This window comes from Microcoleus sp. B3-D7 (assembly GCF_036705305.1).
In the GTDB taxonomy this organism is placed as follows: domain Bacteria; phylum Cyanobacteriota; class Cyanobacteriia; order Cyanobacteriales; family Microcoleaceae; genus Microcoleus.
Window position 1 is genome coordinate 75,470 of sequence record NZ_JAUBUE010000021.1, and the last position, 15,946, is coordinate 91,415.

General features: G+C 46.6%; 16 protein-coding genes. 10 read left to right on the forward strand and 6 right to left on the reverse strand.

What is annotated here, in order from left to right; all coding sequences use genetic code 11:
* Positions 1 to 138: 138 nt before the first annotated feature.
* Together QUB25_RS15965 and QUB25_RS15970 are read left to right on the forward strand one after the other, a co-directional pair.
* Positions 139 to 1,314 (forward strand): SpoIID/LytB domain-containing protein, encoded by a 1,176-nt coding sequence (locus tag QUB25_RS15965; RefSeq protein WP_333059502.1) that lies wholly within the window; start codon positions 139 to 141, stop codon positions 1,312 to 1,314.
* Positions 1,315 to 1,623: 309 nt separating this feature from the next.
* Positions 1,624 to 1,848 (forward strand): hypothetical protein, encoded by a 225-nt coding sequence (locus QUB25_RS15970; RefSeq protein ID WP_015174403.1) that lies wholly within the window; start codon positions 1,624 to 1,626, stop codon positions 1,846 to 1,848.
* A 194-nt stretch (positions 1,849 to 2,042) separates the two neighbouring features.
* Here QUB25_RS15970 and QUB25_RS15975 read toward each other — a convergent pair whose 3' ends face one another.
* Complete coding sequence (locus QUB25_RS15975; protein WP_333184088.1) at positions 2,043 to 3,356, reverse strand: hypothetical protein; 1,314 nt, start codon at positions 3,354 to 3,356, stop codon at positions 2,043 to 2,045.
* Positions 3,357 to 3,783: 427 nt separating this feature from the next.
* Between QUB25_RS15975 and QUB25_RS15980 the strand changes: the two genes are divergently transcribed.
* The 4 genes from QUB25_RS15980 (at position 3,784) to QUB25_RS15995 (ending at position 5,864) form a co-directional block, all read left to right on the forward strand.
* Positions 3,784 to 3,966, forward strand: coding sequence for a hypothetical protein (locus QUB25_RS15980; protein WP_333119760.1), 183 nt, complete (start codon positions 3,784 to 3,786; stop codon positions 3,964 to 3,966).
* A gap of 21 nt (positions 3,967 to 3,987) precedes the next feature.
* Positions 3,988 to 4,509, forward strand: a complete 522-nt coding sequence (locus tag QUB25_RS15985; protein ID WP_333039118.1) for a photosystem I assembly protein Ycf3 — start codon at positions 3,988 to 3,990, stop codon at positions 4,507 to 4,509.
* Between the two features lie 148 nt (positions 4,510 to 4,657).
* On the forward strand, positions 4,658 to 4,939 hold the full coding sequence (gene gatC, locus QUB25_RS15990; RefSeq protein ID WP_006635952.1) for an Asp-tRNA(Asn)/Glu-tRNA(Gln) amidotransferase subunit GatC: 282 nt from the start codon (positions 4,658 to 4,660) through the stop codon (positions 4,937 to 4,939).
* 208 nt (positions 4,940 to 5,147) lie between these two features.
* Positions 5,148 to 5,864 (forward strand): TrkA family potassium uptake protein, encoded by a 717-nt coding sequence (locus QUB25_RS15995; protein WP_333059500.1) that lies wholly within the window; start codon positions 5,148 to 5,150, stop codon positions 5,862 to 5,864.
* Here QUB25_RS15995 and QUB25_RS16000 read toward each other — a convergent pair.
* The 3 genes from QUB25_RS16000 to QUB25_RS16010 all read right to left on the reverse strand — a co-directional run bounded on the left by QUB25_RS16000 (position 5,821) and on the right by QUB25_RS16010 (position 11,227).
* Positions 5,821 to 7,452 (reverse strand): sodium:proton antiporter, encoded by a 1,632-nt coding sequence (locus QUB25_RS16000; RefSeq protein WP_333059499.1) that lies wholly within the window; start codon positions 7,450 to 7,452, stop codon positions 5,821 to 5,823. The genes QUB25_RS15995 and QUB25_RS16000 overlap by 44 nt on opposite strands.
* A gap of 451 nt (positions 7,453 to 7,903) precedes the next feature.
* Positions 7,904 to 8,431: a hypothetical protein gene (locus QUB25_RS16005; RefSeq protein ID WP_333059498.1), complete on the reverse strand. Its 528-nt coding sequence runs from the start codon at positions 8,429 to 8,431 to the stop codon at positions 7,904 to 7,906.
* Positions 8,432 to 8,512: 81 nt separating this feature from the next.
* On the reverse strand, positions 8,513 to 11,227 hold the full coding sequence (locus QUB25_RS16010; RefSeq protein WP_333184090.1) for a cation-transporting P-type ATPase: 2,715 nt from the start codon (positions 11,225 to 11,227) through the stop codon (positions 8,513 to 8,515).
* Between the two features lie 337 nt (positions 11,228 to 11,564).
* Here QUB25_RS16010 and QUB25_RS16015 point away from each other — a divergent pair, with 337 nt between their 5' ends.
* Positions 11,565 to 11,969: a BON domain-containing protein gene (locus QUB25_RS16015; RefSeq protein ID WP_333184092.1), complete on the forward strand. Its 405-nt coding sequence runs from the start codon at positions 11,565 to 11,567 to the stop codon at positions 11,967 to 11,969.
* 132 nt (positions 11,970 to 12,101) lie between these two features.
* On the opposite strand, the gene QUB25_RS16020 is transcribed toward QUB25_RS16015, so the two are convergent.
* Positions 12,102 to 12,488: a hypothetical protein gene (locus QUB25_RS16020; protein WP_333039132.1), complete on the reverse strand. Its 387-nt coding sequence runs from the start codon at positions 12,486 to 12,488 to the stop codon at positions 12,102 to 12,104.
* A 163-nt stretch (positions 12,489 to 12,651) separates the two neighbouring features.
* Complete coding sequence (locus tag QUB25_RS16025; protein ID WP_333184094.1) at positions 12,652 to 12,987, reverse strand: YnfA family protein; 336 nt, start codon at positions 12,985 to 12,987, stop codon at positions 12,652 to 12,654.
* 60 nt (positions 12,988 to 13,047) lie between these two features.
* Between QUB25_RS16025 and rppA the strand changes: the two genes are divergently transcribed.
* The 3 genes from rppA to QUB25_RS16040 all read left to right on the forward strand — a co-directional run bounded on the left by rppA (position 13,048) and on the right by QUB25_RS16040 (position 15,654).
* Positions 13,048 to 13,725, forward strand: coding sequence for a two-component system response regulator RppA (gene rppA, locus QUB25_RS16030; RefSeq protein ID WP_333184095.1), 678 nt, complete (start codon positions 13,048 to 13,050; stop codon positions 13,723 to 13,725).
* A gap of 18 nt (positions 13,726 to 13,743) precedes the next feature.
* Positions 13,744 to 15,024 (forward strand): HAMP domain-containing sensor histidine kinase, encoded by a 1,281-nt coding sequence (locus tag QUB25_RS16035; protein ID WP_333184096.1) that lies wholly within the window; start codon positions 13,744 to 13,746, stop codon positions 15,022 to 15,024.
* Positions 15,025 to 15,102: 78 nt separating this feature from the next.
* Positions 15,103 to 15,654, forward strand: a complete 552-nt coding sequence (locus QUB25_RS16040; RefSeq protein WP_333184098.1) for a DUF3124 domain-containing protein — start codon at positions 15,103 to 15,105, stop codon at positions 15,652 to 15,654.
* Positions 15,655 to 15,946 lie beyond the last annotated feature (292 nt).

Consider the following 15,946-nt stretch of genomic DNA (forward strand, 5'->3'; position numbering starts at 1 on the left):
TCGCTAAAATCATTTTTGACAAGCGTACAGAGCGATCCACCCAATTCTAACGTTTTGTTTCTTCCGTTCCCCTTCCTTTTTCCCTTGCCTTCTCTTAAAAATTGTTAAACTCATACAGCACAGGAGGAAAATTTTCAAATGCCGTCAGGAGTATTTTTTGGTTCCGTTTTTTCGACATTAAAAAAACGCTACTTTTGGATTTCGCTGTTGTTTTCGCTGGCAATGGTAGCCCCAGCACAGGCCGCGCTGATCTTGCGAGTGGCGGTACAAGACGGGGCAAGTCAGGTAAAAGTCGGCAGTTCTACTAAGGCTGCAATCCGCGACGGTAGCGGGCGCAATTTGGGCGAACTGTCGGCAAACAGTTCTCAGTCAGCTCAATTTCGATCGGGAACAGTGGCAATTGGTCGCTGGGCGGCCAACCAAGTTTGGATCGAGCCGACGGGGAACGGTTATGTCTGGATTGGCGATCGTTGGTATCGGGGACGCACGCTTCTGGTTCCCCAAAAAGGAGGCTTGACTGCCATCAACTACGTCGATATCGAAAAATATCTCTACAGCGTTCTCGGCGCCGAAATGAGTGGCAATTGGCCTCAAGAGGCTTTGAAAGCCCAAGCAGTCGCCGCCCGTTCCTACGCTATCCACCAGCGCCTCAAAAGCGAAACCGAGCTTTACGACGTAGACAGCACTCAGTCTTCGCAGGTTTACAAAGGACTGCAAACAGAATCTTCTGGCACTTATTCGGCAGTCGATGCAACCGCCGGTCAAGTTCTGGCCTACAACGGTCAGATTATTTTAGCCGCTTTCCACTCTGCCTCTGGGGGACATACTGAAAATGTCGAGGATGTTTGGACAGAACCTCTGCCTTACCTGCGTGCTGTTCCTGACTTCGACCAAGGGGCGCCGGTTTACCAATGGAAAGAAAGTTTTTCCCGGGCTCAAATCAGCAATAGGATTTCTGGCGTGGGCAATGTGATCTCGATGAAGCCAGAACGCACTACCGCTTACGGCAGCGTTTTGAGGATGAAAGTAGTTGGAGATGGCGGTTCTAGGGTCATGACTGGCGCAGATTTACGCCGGGTTTTAAATTTGAGGAGTACGCGGTTTACCGTGATTCCTCAGTATGGGGGCGGTGGGAACCCAAGGAACAGCGGCCAAGCTCCTACGGGTTTTCAAGTTGCTGGCAAAGGTTTCGGTCATGCTGTAGGAATGAGCCAGTGGGGGGCATACAATTTGGCCAGACAGGGATACGGCTACCAGCAGATTTTGTTGCACTATTACCGAGGTGCTACTTTGGCTAGAATTGCAGTCCAGTAACTGCTGGGAATGGGCAAGGAAGAAGTTCGGCAACAAATTCGCTTTCTTCGGATGTAACGGATCTCAGGAAGAAGGAAGAAGGAAGAAGGGAAAAACAGCTATTCCTGTATTCGTGACTTCCGTGTCCTGAATACAGGGAATTGGGAATTGGGAATTGGGAATTGGGAACTTGTACGGCCCTTCGACTACGCTCAGGAACCGCGTAGTGGCAGGGCAGGAACCGTGTAGCCGAAGAATTAGAAATTAGAAATTGGGAATGACTAATGACTAACGACTACTGACTGATCACTAACTACATTAAGGATTGCTATGCAAAAGTGGGAGTATTTATTTGTGGATGCGAATATGTATCCTTTTGGAAACAAGCTGATTAGTTTATATGTAAACGGTGAAGAACAGCGAGATTGGAAACAAGGTTCGCTTCATCTATTTGTCAATCATTTGGGCGAGGAGGGATGGGAACTTGTGGCTCTGGATCACGACTCGAAGTATGACCAAAATTGTTTAATTTTTAAACGCCCTAAGCTTATTTAATAAACCTCGGAGTATAAAAAATTATGACATCAATAAAAATTGATATTTTCCACAATTCTTAGCAACGAGCTAAAAACCCGTTCCCCAACAAAGATATTTTTTTGTGGAACAGGCATCCTGCCTCTTCTTGAAAAGAGTGCAAGATTTTAGTGCAAGCTAATTTAACAACAAACAACTGTTTTTTTTTCTTAGTATTACAAGTTGTCGGAGCGATCGATCCGGCGCTGCCATTCGGCATCTATTTTGGCTGACTGTTCTAGTTCTTGTTGGGTTAATTCTGTTTCTGTTGTATAAGCTAAGTCTTGTCCAGTCAGAACGTTTTCTGATGCAAATTCCTGGGCGTAGGCCAATTTTGTGAGCAAGTTGGCATCGGGTTCGTTTAATAACATTGCTCGCTGCTGACGCTCTTGATTGCGGGATTCTATCCGGCTATTTTTCCACTGAATCCAGAAGTAGCGAATTAAAGGAATTGCGAGAAATCCGACGCCGTAAATCAGGATCATGGGATAAACAGCGCTGACGAAACCGATAAACCCACCGGCGATCAAATTATTAGTTAATAGATTCCCCAAAACTAACGCACCGACAAGATTGACCGCTCCTAACCCTGCCGCGAGCATGATTTGGCCGGAGCTGGCGTTGCTGAAACGCCACAGCATTTCTCGCAAATAAGCTGCTACTGGTTCAGAATTTCTCTCGGTGGCTGTGGTTTGTAATTGCGGGAAGTGGTAGACTATTTGCCCTTCGGGACTGACTTCGGGGCGGCCGTCAAAACGAGCGAGAGCGGGTAGCATATATTCTTCGTATTCTCGGGTGTATCCTTGTCCGAGATTGTCGAGATATGGGGCAATTTGTTCGGCGACGACGGCGCCTCGGTTGTTGCGAATTGCAGTCGCAATATCACTCCACTTGCGCTCTTCTAGATTGTGATTTGGATTCCCGTCTCCAAATAGAAAGGAGAAAACTGCTTCTAGAAAACTCATCTGGGGTTTTTGGTCAGTTAAGCGCGATCGCTGCTGGTAGTATGGTTGGTCATGGTTCCAGTAAAATATCCAGATTAAGTCGTTCCAGAAGTAGGGAAAAAAGGAAAAGCCGCCGCCTCTGCCGCCCCCGCTACCACCGTCTCCTCCGCTGCCGCTGTTATTGCTATCGCCGCTGGAGAGTAAAATCGTGATAGCAACAAAAATTAAGAGGATAGAAGCTACCAGCACTATGCCGAAAGATATCCGAATCAGATAAAATAAAATGCGCCAGATTTTTTGCCACCATTCCTGCAACTGCAAGCGCAAGAATTTGTTTCGCAAAATATCTCGAAAGTTCTTGGGAAATAGGTAGGCAATGTCGCCGGATTCTGCTACTTGCAGGTTGCCGCCTGCTTCGGAGGCGAGGGTTAACAGTTCTCGCTGGGCAAAATTGACATCTAATCCAGCTTTTGCCGCCACGTCTCCAACCGTAACGCGGTAGCCAAGTTGTTCGACGGCTTGCATAATGGTGGGATTCGGAGCCATAGGTTTCTCTCTGTGAAAATTACCCGGTTATTTTTATTATATATTGTGGGAATTCGAGGTGGTTTTGGCGATCGGGTTTCTGATTTTTTTTGAGGCTGCTCTTGACTTTGGGGCAAAATATTGCTAGTGTTTTGCCGAATAACTTTTAAGTATGGGCTGAACTCGGATAGCTTAATAAAACTTTGTGATTGAATTTCTCCTCGGCAGGCTATTTGCTTGTTTGCTCTGAGAGTCAACGACGGGGATGGTGAGTACAGTTAGTAGGGTACGGTGCGCGATCGTCGCCCGTTGGTGTTAGCTTTCGCGATCCGAAGGAAAGCCATCGAAGAGGATTGTCCCTGCACCCTCCAGCAGAACTTTTTCCACCGTTGCGGGTTTTTGTAAGTTTTGTGTAGAGTACGAGAGAGGTTAAAGAAATCTGGTTTTTTTGCAAGTCTTGCAAGACTTATATAAAATAGATAGAACTTGCGAGAGTGTTAAACCCAAGGGCGTGTTTGAAGGTTCGCAGTTGCGATCGACTAAACCTTTTAGCGCCCTCAACACAACGGCCCACTACAACAGTGGCGCAATTATTAATAGGAAAACTTTACAGGCTAATTTTTCTGATTAGCCACTAACCAAAGAATCGCATATGCCAAGAACTCAACGCAACGATAACTTTATTGACAAAAGTTTCACGGTAATGGCTGATATCATCCTGAAGATTATGCCGGCCAAAAAGCAGGCGAAGGAAGCTTTTGCTTATTACCGGGATGGTATGTCAGCTCAAGCAGATGGCGAATATGCTGAAGCGTTGGATAATTACCATGAAGCGCTGAAGCTGGAGGAAGATCCTTACGATCGCAGTTATGTCTTGTACAATATGGGGCTGATCCATACTAGCAACGGCGAACATGATAAAGCTTTGGAATATTACAGCGAGGCTTTGGATCTCAATCCGAGAATGCCACAAGCACTGAATAATATTGCTGTGATTTACCACTATCAAGGGGAAAAGGAAAAGGAAGCTGGCAATATTGAAGGGGCGGAAGGGCTGTTTGATAAAGCTGCCGATTATTGGAAAGAGGCTATTCGCTTGGCCCCAAACAATTACATTGAAGTGCAAAATTGGCTTAAGACGACAGGTCGATCGCAAATTGATGTGTATTTTTAACTAGGATGGGCATGGGGCATGGGGCATAGTTAGTAGTTCGTCGTTTCTCTAGTAACAAATAACCAATTTCCAATTGCCAATTCCCAATGCCCAATTCCCAATGCCCAATTCCCAATTCCCCATTCCCAATTCCCCATTCCCGATTTTTATGATTGACAGAGAAGAAGTTCGGAAAGTAGCGAATTTAGCGAGATTGGAATTAACGCCGGAAGAAGAAGAGCAGTTTACTGGTCAACTTAACGGTATTTTGGATTATTTCGAGCAGTTGAGTGAACTAGATACGAGTAAGGTGCAGCCGACAACGCGGGCGATCGATGTTAGTAACGTAATGCGATCGGACGATTTGCAACCTTTTGCTAAGGGAGAAAGTATTTTGGAGGGAGCTCCCGATCGCGATGGGGAGTTTTTTAAAGTGCCTAAGATTATGTAGGGTTCCCGCTGCGTACATAACTGAGGAAAATCACTTGAGGGGCTGGCTCCCATGCCAACCCCTCAAGCAGATTAAACTAAGTGTGGAACAAGTAATAAGTAAGCCCGGTAAAAGCCACCCCACAAGCAGATTAAACTGATAGAAACTCAAAACAATCTCACTAATAGGGATAAATCTGTAAAGTTCATTCTTGGGGTGACAAATAGTCATGTACATATTAATTGGTGGAGCAGGAATGATGGGGCTGGGTTTAGCCCAGCAGCTATTAAAACTCGGTCATACGGTTGCAATCATCGATGCCGACCCGCTTGCGTGTCGCTTTGCTCGTGAAAAAATCGGAGTGATGGCATTTGAAGGCAGTGCGGTGAGTACAACGGTTCTTCTGGAAGCGGGAATTAAACAAGCAAACGCAGTCGTTGCAGCACTCAGCGATGATGCACTGAATTTAGCGCTGATCACCCTATCCAGGAGCTATGGCATTTCCCATATTGTAGTGCGAATGCGCGATCGCGAATTCATGGAAGCCTATCGCCTTGCCGGAGCCAGTCACATCATCAGCACGATTGATTTGGCAGTCGCAACAATGGCAAATGCGATTGAATACCCTCAAATCGAATCGATGATGCACTTTGAACAAGGACAAGTTGAGGTGCTAAAGCTGCCAGTTCCCGGCGATTGCAATGTGGCAGGTCGCACCGTTGCTCAAATTGCTCAAGACCCTGGTTTTCCAACAGGTTCGCTGATTATTGGTTATCAATGCCATGCCTGCGCCAATCTGGAGATTCCGAACGGCAATACTGTTCTTGAAGCAGGCTCTACCATCTTGGTAGTCACCCGTCCAGAGCTAGTTCACCAGATGATTGATTACCTCGGCATTCGCGCTAGTCATCTGCCAACTTTAGAAGTTTCTCATCCAAATCTTTGATGTAAGGCTCAACCAGATCCTCTGGGACAATTCGCTTGCGGAGGGCATCGCTAACTGCTCCTTTTTCTGCTAGAAGCAATCGCCGTCGAATCGTATCTAGCCCGCTGCGATCGCCCTGGACTTGCCCGGCCCGATGTTGATTGTAGAGATCGCGCAGCACTCGCTCAGAGTGTGCTACTCGTGCTTGATATGATGCCCATAACTCTTCGTAAACTGCCTTCGGCAACACGCCAGATTTCAGCAAACTATCTAGCTCATCTTGAGCCGCTTTGGAAGCGATCAACTGAATCTGTAACTGCCCAGCTTCCTGCATTACATCAGAAACACGGCTAATTTTTAGTCGTTTTACTATCCACGGTAAACTTAATCCCTGTCCGACCAAAGAGAATAAAACTGCACCGAATACCAGGGCAATGATGTTATCCCGTCCTGGTAGGGTCAAGGGAATGGCAACAGCTAAGGCCATTGAGAGAGACCCTTTAATATTCCCTAAAACCAAAATGTGCTGCCAGCGTAGCGGAATAGGACGATCGAACCAGCGCAGCCCCGCTAATAACAAATAGACCGAGAGAATCCGTCCCAGTTGATAGGCCAGAATGACCAATAAAATCGATGGCAAAATTCTCCACAGCGTCAGCGGATTAATTTCAATTCCAATCAGCAGGAAAATAAACGTATTGACGCCAAAACCAGCGTATTCCCAGAAACTCAGCAAGGTAATCCGATCCGAGGCAGACGAACTGCGAGGCAGCCCGAGGTTGCCAAAAACAAGTCCGGCGATGACCACCGCCACCGCGCCCGATACGCCTAAAAATTGTCCGATTTGGAAGGTTCCCAATGCGAGAGCGACGGTTAGCAAAAGGCTACTCAACGGATCGTTTAAGCGAACAAATATCGGCACGCTCAAGTAACCTAAAACACCCCCAACCAGTGCCCCACCTAAGGCAACCACGAGCAGTTCCTTCACGCCTTGTATAGCGGTGAGAGAGCCTGTCGCATAAATGACCAAAACCAAATTAAATGAAATTAGAGCAGCCGCATCATTGAACAGAGTTTCTCCCTCAACAATTGTGGACAATCGAGAAGGCACGCGGATCTCTTTAAAAACCGCGATCATCGAGACTGTATCAGTGTTTGCCAGAATGACTCCGATCAGCAACGCAGGAATCCAGTCTAGCCCCAGCCCAAATTTAACCAGAACAGCGATAATTCCTGAAGAAAAGATAGAGCCTGGACCCGCCAGCAGGGCGATCGGCTTAAAGGTACTGCGGAGACGGCTGATATCCGTATTGATAGATGCTTCAAAAATAAGAATGGGTAGAAAAAGATTTAATACTAAAGATGGGTCTAAACCAATTCGACGCGACAATAGCTCTGTAATGGGCAAGCCTGCTAACACTAAGCCCGTCACGTAGGGAATTCGCAACCGTTGGGTTACGAGTGCAACAAAAGTTGCAATCAGCAGCAGAATGATCAAGATGATTACCAATTCAGGAATGGCTCCTGCAGTTTGGCTATTTGTAGCAGGATCGCTGCCCAAGGGAGGTGCTTGCGCTACAATCCACTCGATCGCCGATACTCCTCTCATAAACTCGTTTTCCTCAAATAAATTGACAGATTAACTACCGTTTTAGTCTACAGGAAACGGTTCACTCTGCTGTAGACGTAACTGCAATTTATGTGGTCTATTTGGATGAATGCCGATGAAGCTGAAATAGGATTTCTGGGTTTGTTGGGCGATCGCATCGTTTTTAGAGTGCAATTTTTTTGGTAGATCTGGATGATTTTCCAACCCTTACAGGATGCTAATTGCTCTTAATTGTGCTGGGTTTTAATTTTTTTTAACAGTCTCTTCTGAAGTGTTGCCGACCCGATCGCGGTTGCCGCTAAGGCGAGTAATGGAAGTTGTCGATCCGTATGTCAGGAATAGGAGAGCGATCGCCCAAAATCATCGACAGTCAAATTTTTGAGTGGGTTTTGGACGTTCTGATTGGCGGGAATAAATTCCTCAAAGGTAATCGTCTTTTCTGACCTTGAATTTAGGTAGCATCACAGACACGCCACGTCAGAATCTCCCAACGTTTAAGGACAGGTTCAGCAATCACGATCTCATTTTCTCTTGCCTCCATGACGATCAAATAATCTCCCTGGTTAAATCTGTTATTGTACATTCTTGCTTGTTCTTCTGGCACCAACCATCCTTGAAGTGCGCCATATAGACCGCCAGCAGTTGCAGCAATCCCACTTCCAAAGAAAGTTGCTAAAATGCTTTCCACCGCTACTGCCTGACCAATACCGGGAATTAGCAGGCTGCTGAGTCCAACAATTAAGGCTAGTGAACCTAGTCGTATGCTGCCTAAGATCGCGCCTACTTGTGCGCCTGCTGCTCTTGTGATTAAAATTTGCTGCACGCCCAGAGACTCCAAATTATCATTGTCAGAAGGTTTAGCAATCACTGAAATCTTGTGCATCGGGAAGCCCCTGCTTTTTAGCTCCACTAGCGCCTGCTTTGCGTTTCGATGATTAGTAAATAGGCCGCTAGCACGTTTGAGGTTTTGGTAATTCATGAGAAATATGCAATATTAAACGCTACAAAATTGATAAATAGTGTGTAAAGCTGCTTGCAATGGTTGCATCACAAAAACTACTTAGTTTAGAGGTGCAAAACGCTTTAGCAAAGCTGACAAAGGAATCATTGGCAGTCCGAATCCGATACAAATTAAGCCTTGGATTGTGCTCAAAGCTTCAGTGTCGAATAACTGATTCATCATGCCCCATTGGCTAAACAGGAATTGGAGAATGAAAATAGCCGCAATGCCGATCGCTACCGCGTAGCCAACTGATTCATCTTTACCGCGCAGTTTGGCGACGATCGCCGGAACGAAGCGACTGATACTTAACAGGTAAAAAGCTTCGGCCGCCACCAATGTTTGAATTGCCATCGTCCGGGCTAGAGCTTCATTGCCTGTGGTTTGGACGATCCATTCAAACATCCCAAAGATCGCAATCCAGTTAAATACCGAAACTGTCAGAATCCGAGCCGTCAGCCTGCGAGACAGAAGCGGTTCATTGGCAGGTCGAGGCGGCTGTTGCATGACATCGGGAGAGGGCGGCTCAAATGCTAACGGTAAGCTCAACGCAACTGAACTGACCATATTCAGCCAGAGAATTTGTACTGGCAAAATGGGTAGTGGGGTTGCCAGAAGTACGGCTATCAAGATGGTCATGGACTCTCCACCATTCACGGGCAGAATGAAGGCGATCGCCCGCAGCAGATTCTTATAAACCGTGCGTCCTTCCTCAACTGCTTTCTCGATCGAAGCAAAGTTGTCATCCGTCAGAATCATATCTGCGGCTTCTTTTGTCACTTCAGTGCCCGTGATGCCCATCGCTACCCCAATATCAGCTTGCTTCAGGGCGGGAGCATCATTAACTCCATCTCCAGTCATTGCCACAATCTCGCCCTTAGACTGAAGTGCTTCGACAATGCGGAGCTTTTGTTCTGGTGCGACACGAGCAAATACACAGCATTGTTCAACAGTATTGGCTAATTGCTGCTGATTCATTTGAGCGAGTTCTTGACCCGTAAAAACGGGAGCTTCTTGGGTTTGATTTAGTCCCATTTGGTGGGCGATCGCTGCTGCTGTTTTGGCATGGTCGCCCGTAATCATCTTGACCTGAATTCCCGCAGACCGACAGGCTTGAATCGCTTGAATTGCTTCGGGGCGAGGCGGGTCGATCATGCCTTGCAGACCCAGAAAAGTTAACCCTTGCTCAATATCAGAATGCTCTATTGAAGATTGAGAAGCGGGTACAACTTTCTTGGCAAGTGCCAGAACTCGCAACCCTTTTTTCGCCATTCTCTCCACGGTTTGCTCGATCGGCGCGGGGTTGAGGGATCTCGCCTCTCCCTGTTCATCGAGCATCTGGCCACACCGCTTGAGAATTGCCTCAATTGAACCCTTGACATAAATCAACCGTTGTGGGCGATCGTCATGTAAGGTTGCCATGTATTGAAACTGAGATTCAAACGGCAGTGTATCAAGCCGGCAAAGCGCTTCCTCCAGTTTCTCAGCCATTAACCCCGCTTTTTGGGCTACCGCAACCAGCGCCCCTTCCGTTGGACTACCGATCGCCGTCCAGTTCCCGTCTTGCACGTCTAGATAAGAATCGTTGCACAACAATCCTGCTTGCAGGCATTCATATAAAGCAGGTGCGTTCGCCAGGTCAACGGAGCGTCCATTTACAGAAATTTTCCCCTCTGGTGCATATCCTCCACCGCTAACCCGATAACGCTTTCCACCGGCATCGATCTCTTGAACAGTCATTTGGTTCTCTGTCAAGGTTCCGGTTTTGTCGGAACAAATCACCGTGGTGCTCCCCAGCGTCTCAATTGCCGGAAGTTTGCGAATAATGGCGTGCTGCTTTGCCATTTGGGAAACCCCGATCGCCAGCGTGACCGTTAAAATCGCGGGTAAGCCTTCAGGAATTGCGCTGACGGCAAGCGCCACAGATGCCTTGAACACCTCAACCCAAGAAAATCTCTGGGCAATGCCTGCGACAAAGGTGAAGGCAGCCAAACCTAAAATGACATAGAGCAAGGTTTTGCTAAATTTGTCAATTTTGCGACTCAGTGGGGTTTCCAGTGTGGTACTTTGCTGCATGAGTTGGGAGATGTGTCCGGTCTCGGTCATGTCACCAATGCTGACGACGAGCCCGCGTCCCTGTCCAAACGTTACCAGGCTTCCGGTATAGGCCATGTTCGTGCGATCAGCCAATGCAGCGTCTGCCTCTAGCGCCTGGGATTGCTTCTGGATCGGGACAGATTCTCCCGTTAACGCTGACTCATCGATCTGTAAGTCACGGACTTCGATCAGCCGTAGATCCGCAGACACTTTATCCCCAGAAGACAGCAAGACGAGATCGCCAGGAACCAGTTCGCTTGATGAAACCACTTGCTTTTGACCGTGGCGGAGAATGGTTGCCTCAGTTGCAACAGATTTTGCTAAAGCGGCGATCGCATTCTCTGCCTTTGACTCTTGAACAAAACCAATGGTGGCATTCGTCAGAGCCACCCCAAAAATTACCCCTGAATCAATCCACTCTTTCAGAAATGCTGTCACTATCCCAGAGGCTAACAAAATGTAGATTAGCGGCTGATTTAGTTGCTGAAAAAATCGCAACCAGGCACTTTTCTGCTTCTGAGCCGTTAGTTGATTGGGACCGAGGATCTCGCGCCGTTGGGCTGACACGTCGGAAGATAGACCTATTTCCAAGTCAGTCTCTAAAAGCCGAGCCACTTTCTCGACAGAGAGGTGATGCCAAGAGTGTTCTACTAATTTTTCTACATTTGTTGCAGTCATAACGTTTGTTGTCAAGCCAAGTGCTTCTCTGTTGTTTCGTCTTGTTTCTAGCGTCATTCATGAATGTGAGGGAAAAGTGACCGAGTGATTTCTGTTACTCACATTTGGATCACATTTGCTCCCTAGACTTAGGAACAGAACCGATTGAGATAGCTTATGGACTTGCAAACCTTAGTTCACTGGCTCTGATTGTTGCCTTTTAATAGGGTTGTAAAAAGCATTACTTTTGATAGATGAACTCTCCTACATTCACTTGTTAACTTGAAATGCTCAAAGACTTCATCCTGAGTTTTATCGGCAAAATTGCGTTTCACAACAAACAAAACAAACAAAGAATATGCAATTATTAAAGCTATTTGTGCAAGGAATCAGCGTCAGCACTGTTGCAATTTTGGGTTTAGGTGCTTGCACCTCCCCGAATACTTCACAGACAACTGTTCCATCTACTTCTGCTCTCACAACTGCCACTGGAAATACGACTGTTCCAACCACTGCTGCGCCTGCCACCACGACCGCACAGACGCCTCAAAATCAAGACATTGACGATATTGCCGATCGCGTAGAAGAGGCCTTGGACTCCGATGGCACCCTCAAGCAATTCGATTTGGACGCAGACGATCGGGATAATTCGCTTGTGTTAACAGGGCGCGTTCAAACGGCCGAACAAAAAGCATTGGCCGAACAAATTGCTCGGCAAGTTGCAGCGAATGTTTCCATCAATAACGAAATCGTCACTCAGTAGTTCTTAACAGTGAAGTGGCAAGAGTATTTGGCGCTTCTTGCAACTTAAAAAATTGCGCGATCGCAGCGAGGAAACTTATGGATTTGCCAACCTTATTTGACTGGATGCGATCGCAATATTGAAACAATAAACTTATTCAACAATCTCGTAACGGACTAACTGGCGAACATTTTGACGCGATAACTGTAGTTCTTGCGCGATCGCTGCCTCTATCTGGGTTGCGTCAGTCATTGGCAATTCTAATTCCAATCGCTTCAAAATGGGTTCTGCTGTTTCTACCGCAACCTGGGTTGTTCCTTGTTTTCGGTTGATCACCGCGTTGATGAGCAATATATTGACAGACACCGTTGCTTTAAGCTGGGTATCTGCCTGAAGTTTATTCTTTGCGATCTGGGGTTGTTGTAATTCTTGAGCCATTAGGAAACTGGAGCCAACCCAAAACGCGATCGCCACAAACGGCAATGGCAACCAAAACTCTGCGCCTGATGCTTTTAGCCAACGTTTAGTAACCTGCCACATAAATTTTTTACCCCACCCCAACCCTCCCCTTACAAAGGGGAGGGAGTAAGAAATTCACAAATGATTTAGGATTGCTATATTTGCACTTTAGTGGAGCGATCGCTGTGCTGAAATCCTACTCAAGAGAGATGCGTAAACTATTCGAGTTCTATACCAACAGCAATCAGCGATGTGGGCTGAACAAAATTACAGCAGTTCCAATCAGGGAAATTGTAACACCAAGCAAGTCCCACTTATCTGGCTTAACTCCTTCAATGAGCCACAACCAAACCAGAGATGCCAGAATGTAAATACCTCCATAAGCAGCATATACTCTTCCAGCGTTTGAGGCATTGACTTGAGTTAAAGAAAGCGCAAAACTGATTAAAGCTAAAATACCTGGAAAAATCCACAAAATACTCTTTTCAAGTCTCACCCATGCCCCGAAAGCGTAACACCCAGAGATTTCTCCTAGAGCCGCAAATAGAAAAAAAGCAAGTGTTGGCATTTTTAGATTCATGCTTAAAATAGGTAAATTTCATCAGCCGCTCGATGTTTATCAGCCCAATTAAAGAAATATATGAGAATCTTACTTGTGGAGGACGACCCAAAGCAACTGATGCCGCTTCAAACAGTGCTGTCTCAAGCAGGACATAGCGTGGATGGGGTAAAAGATGGAGAGACGGCACAGTGGCTGTTATCAGAAAAAGAATATGATTTGTTGATTTTGGACTGGATGTTGCCACATATCAGTGGGGTAAATCTTTGTCGTCAATATCGATCGGCAGGGAAAACAGCGCCGATTTTGATGATCACCGCAAGAGACACCACGCCGGAAAAAGTGACCGGGTTAGACGCAGGTGCAGATGATTACCTGGTGAAACCGATCGACTTGGTTGAATTCATGGCACGAGTGCGGGCATTAAGACGGCGATCGCCCCTTTGGCAAGGAGATACGCTCAGCCTTGAGGATCTACACCTCCACCTCGATACTCTTACTGTTGAGCGACAAGGTGCAACCGTTGCCCTCTCCAGTCGAGAGTTTCAGTTGTTGGAGTATTTTATGCGTCATCCCCGACAGGTTTTGACTCGCACTCAAATTGAACAAGGCGTGTGGGAATGGGGGACTGAACCAGAGAGCAATGCAATCACGGTTCTAGTTCGCAAACTCCGCCAACGCTTGCAGGCTGTAGGATCGGCAGACTGGATTGAGAGCATTTACGGTATGGGTTATCGCCTCGCTTCCCCTCTCAAGTAACGATCGTAAAGGCAAGCCGTGTTCAATCAAAGTCGTCGCAATTTAGCTCGTTGGTTCACCCTCTCAATGGGAAGCATTCTCGTGCTGTTTGCTGGGGCGATCTATCAGATTGAGGTGAAAGATAAACTAGAGGCGCTCGATCGACTGCTATATGACAAAAGCAGAATCATGGCTGCCAGCGTGCATTATGAAGTTCGCCAAAACCAGAACCAGGTCGATCTGAGTCATGTTTCCTTGTTAGGAAGTGGTTCGCATCCCCTTGCTGAAGATCTGATTTACGTGCGCTGGTATAACGCACAAGGGCTGCTAATTCGTTTTTTTGGGAATTCTCCTCCCGAGCAGTTAAATACGCCCTTTGGTTATCTCACAGTTCGAGCGACCGATCCACTTTTGGGAAAAGGAATCTGGCTGCGTCAGGTGACATTACCCGTTGAAGGTAGAACAGGGGTACTCGGTTATCTTCAGGTTGCAACTCCCCTGACAGAAACTCAAAACAGGCTCACTGAGCTTCAGATCGTGCTAACTCTCGCTGTCCCGCTGACACTGGGCTTAATTGCCCTCACAGGTTGGTTTCTCAGCGGGTTGGCCATGCAACCGATTCGGCAAGCCTATCAGCAGCTTCAGCGCTTTACAGCCGATGCCTCTCACGAGTTGCGATCGCCCCTGTCTGCCATTCTCACTAATGCCCAGCTTGGGTTGCTCATCGCGGGTGATGATTCACGTTACCATCCTCCCTTAGAAAACATTGTAGATAGCGCAAAATCAATGGGAGCGCTCGTGAATAATTTACTGCTGTTGGCTCGTCATCAGGGGCGACTTGCGCCGGAATCGCTCAGGTTAATCAATCTCAACGAGCTCCTCAGCAATTTAGCAACCCAGTTTCTCGCACTTGCAGAAGCCCAAAATATCAAACTCACCTGCGAATCACCGGAACAACGGATTGAATTATTGGCCGATCCTGATTTGCTGCGGCAAGTAGTCGAAAACTTGCTTTACAACGCCTGTAAATATACTCCCGTTGGCGGAACTGTAAAGATACGGCTAGTTCTTCATTCCAATTTGGCAGTCATTCAGATAATCGATACGGGAATCGGTATTCCAGAAGCGGACTTACCCTATATTTTCGATCGCTTCTATCGAGTAGACACCGAGCGATCGCAGGATAGCGGAGGCTTTGGGCTGGGGTTGGCGATCGTCCAACAAATTGTCAAGGCACACAGCGGACAAATACAGGTGACAAGTGCAGTGGGTCTCGGCTCAACGTTCCAGGTTGAACTGCCGCTCAAACCTTATCACTAAGCCGCCTCAAACGAGAGAGAAGGTGCACTCTGCTTTAGATGTAACTGCAATGTATGTGGTGTATTTGGATGAATGCCGATGAAGCTGAAACAAGATTTCTGGGTTGGTTGGGCGATCGCCGCGATCGTCATTACCTCTTGTTCAGAGCAAACTACCTCACAAAGGCAACAACCTGATATAAAACGTGAAATTTCACTGAGAGCAGTCTCGTTAGATAAAACAAAAGTTGTGATGGGACAAACCGTATATGTCCCTATTTACTCACATATTTATCACTACAATAGCCAGGATCAAGTCATGAATTTGTCAGCCACCCTCAGTATCCGCAATACGGATCTAACAAATTCGATTATTATTACTTCGGTGCGTTACTACGATACTAATGGGAAATTGATTAGGCAGGACATTAAGAGTCCAGTAGAACTCAAGCCGCTTGCTTCCACAGACTTTTTCATTGCAGCAGATGATACAAGTGGAGGCTCAGGTGCAAACTTTATTGTGGAGTGGGTTGCAGAAAAAACAGTTTATGAGCCTGTCATTGAAGCTGTCATGATTAGTACCTCTTCTTCTCAGGGCATTTCATTTATCAGTCCCGCTAAAGTTCTCAAGCAACACAGGAGGCTAAACTGATTTTAGAGGATTAAATTCTTGTTTTACCAGGTAGTTTTAGACTACCATAAGAGGAGTATCTCATATTTGTAAAAACACTTCTTCTGGCTTCTTCCTTTTTTATTCTGACTTTTTTTCCTGGCTCCTGACTCCTAACTCCAATTTCTAGCTTGGCTGCAAAAGTGAAATGCTCCTTTTTAATTTTTAACTTTGTACATCACTATAATTATTTCAGAATAAAACGATAGCATTACTGTGCATGACTACCCAACTTTTTTCTGTTAACATTAGAGAGATTGAGGGTGAATACTAA

Excerpts from the sequence above, each read along its gene's own strand:
- QUB25_RS16040 (WP_333184098.1), top strand. The coding sequence starts at position 15,103 with ATGAAGCTGAAACAAGATTTCTGGGTTGGTTGGGCGATCGCCGCGATC.
- QUB25_RS15975 (WP_333184088.1), bottom strand. The coding sequence starts at position 3,356 with ATGGCTCCGAATCCCACCATTATGCAAGCCGTCGAACAACTTGGCTAC.
- QUB25_RS15995 (WP_333059500.1), top strand. The coding sequence starts at position 5,148 with ATGTACATATTAATTGGTGGAGCAGGAATGATGGGGCTGGGTTTAGCC.
- QUB25_RS16025 (WP_333184094.1), bottom strand. The coding sequence starts at position 12,987 with ATGAATCTAAAAATGCCAACACTTGCTTTTTTTCTATTTGCGGCTCTA.
- QUB25_RS16010 (WP_333184090.1), bottom strand. The coding sequence starts at position 11,227 with ATGACTGCAACAAATGTAGAAAAATTAGTAGAACACTCTTGGCATCAC.
- QUB25_RS16000 (WP_333059499.1), bottom strand. The coding sequence starts at position 7,452 with ATGAGAGGAGTATCGGCGATCGAGTGGATTGTAGCGCAAGCACCTCCC.
- QUB25_RS15985 (WP_333039118.1), top strand. The coding sequence starts at position 3,988 with ATGCCAAGAACTCAACGCAACGATAACTTTATTGACAAAAGTTTCACG.
- QUB25_RS15965 (WP_333059502.1), top strand. The coding sequence starts at position 139 with ATGCCGTCAGGAGTATTTTTTGGTTCCGTTTTTTCGACATTAAAAAAA.
- gatC (WP_006635952.1), top strand. The coding sequence starts at position 4,658 with ATGATTGACAGAGAAGAAGTTCGGAAAGTAGCGAATTTAGCGAGATTG.
- QUB25_RS15970 (WP_015174403.1), top strand. The coding sequence starts at position 1,624 with ATGCAAAAGTGGGAGTATTTATTTGTGGATGCGAATATGTATCCTTTT.
- QUB25_RS16020 (WP_333039132.1), bottom strand. The coding sequence starts at position 12,488 with ATGTGGCAGGTTACTAAACGTTGGCTAAAAGCATCAGGCGCAGAGTTT.
- rppA (WP_333184095.1), top strand. The coding sequence starts at position 13,048 with ATGAGAATCTTACTTGTGGAGGACGACCCAAAGCAACTGATGCCGCTT.
- QUB25_RS16015 (WP_333184092.1), top strand. The coding sequence starts at position 11,565 with ATGCAATTATTAAAGCTATTTGTGCAAGGAATCAGCGTCAGCACTGTT.
- QUB25_RS16005 (WP_333059498.1), bottom strand. The coding sequence starts at position 8,431 with ATGAATTACCAAAACCTCAAACGTGCTAGCGGCCTATTTACTAATCAT.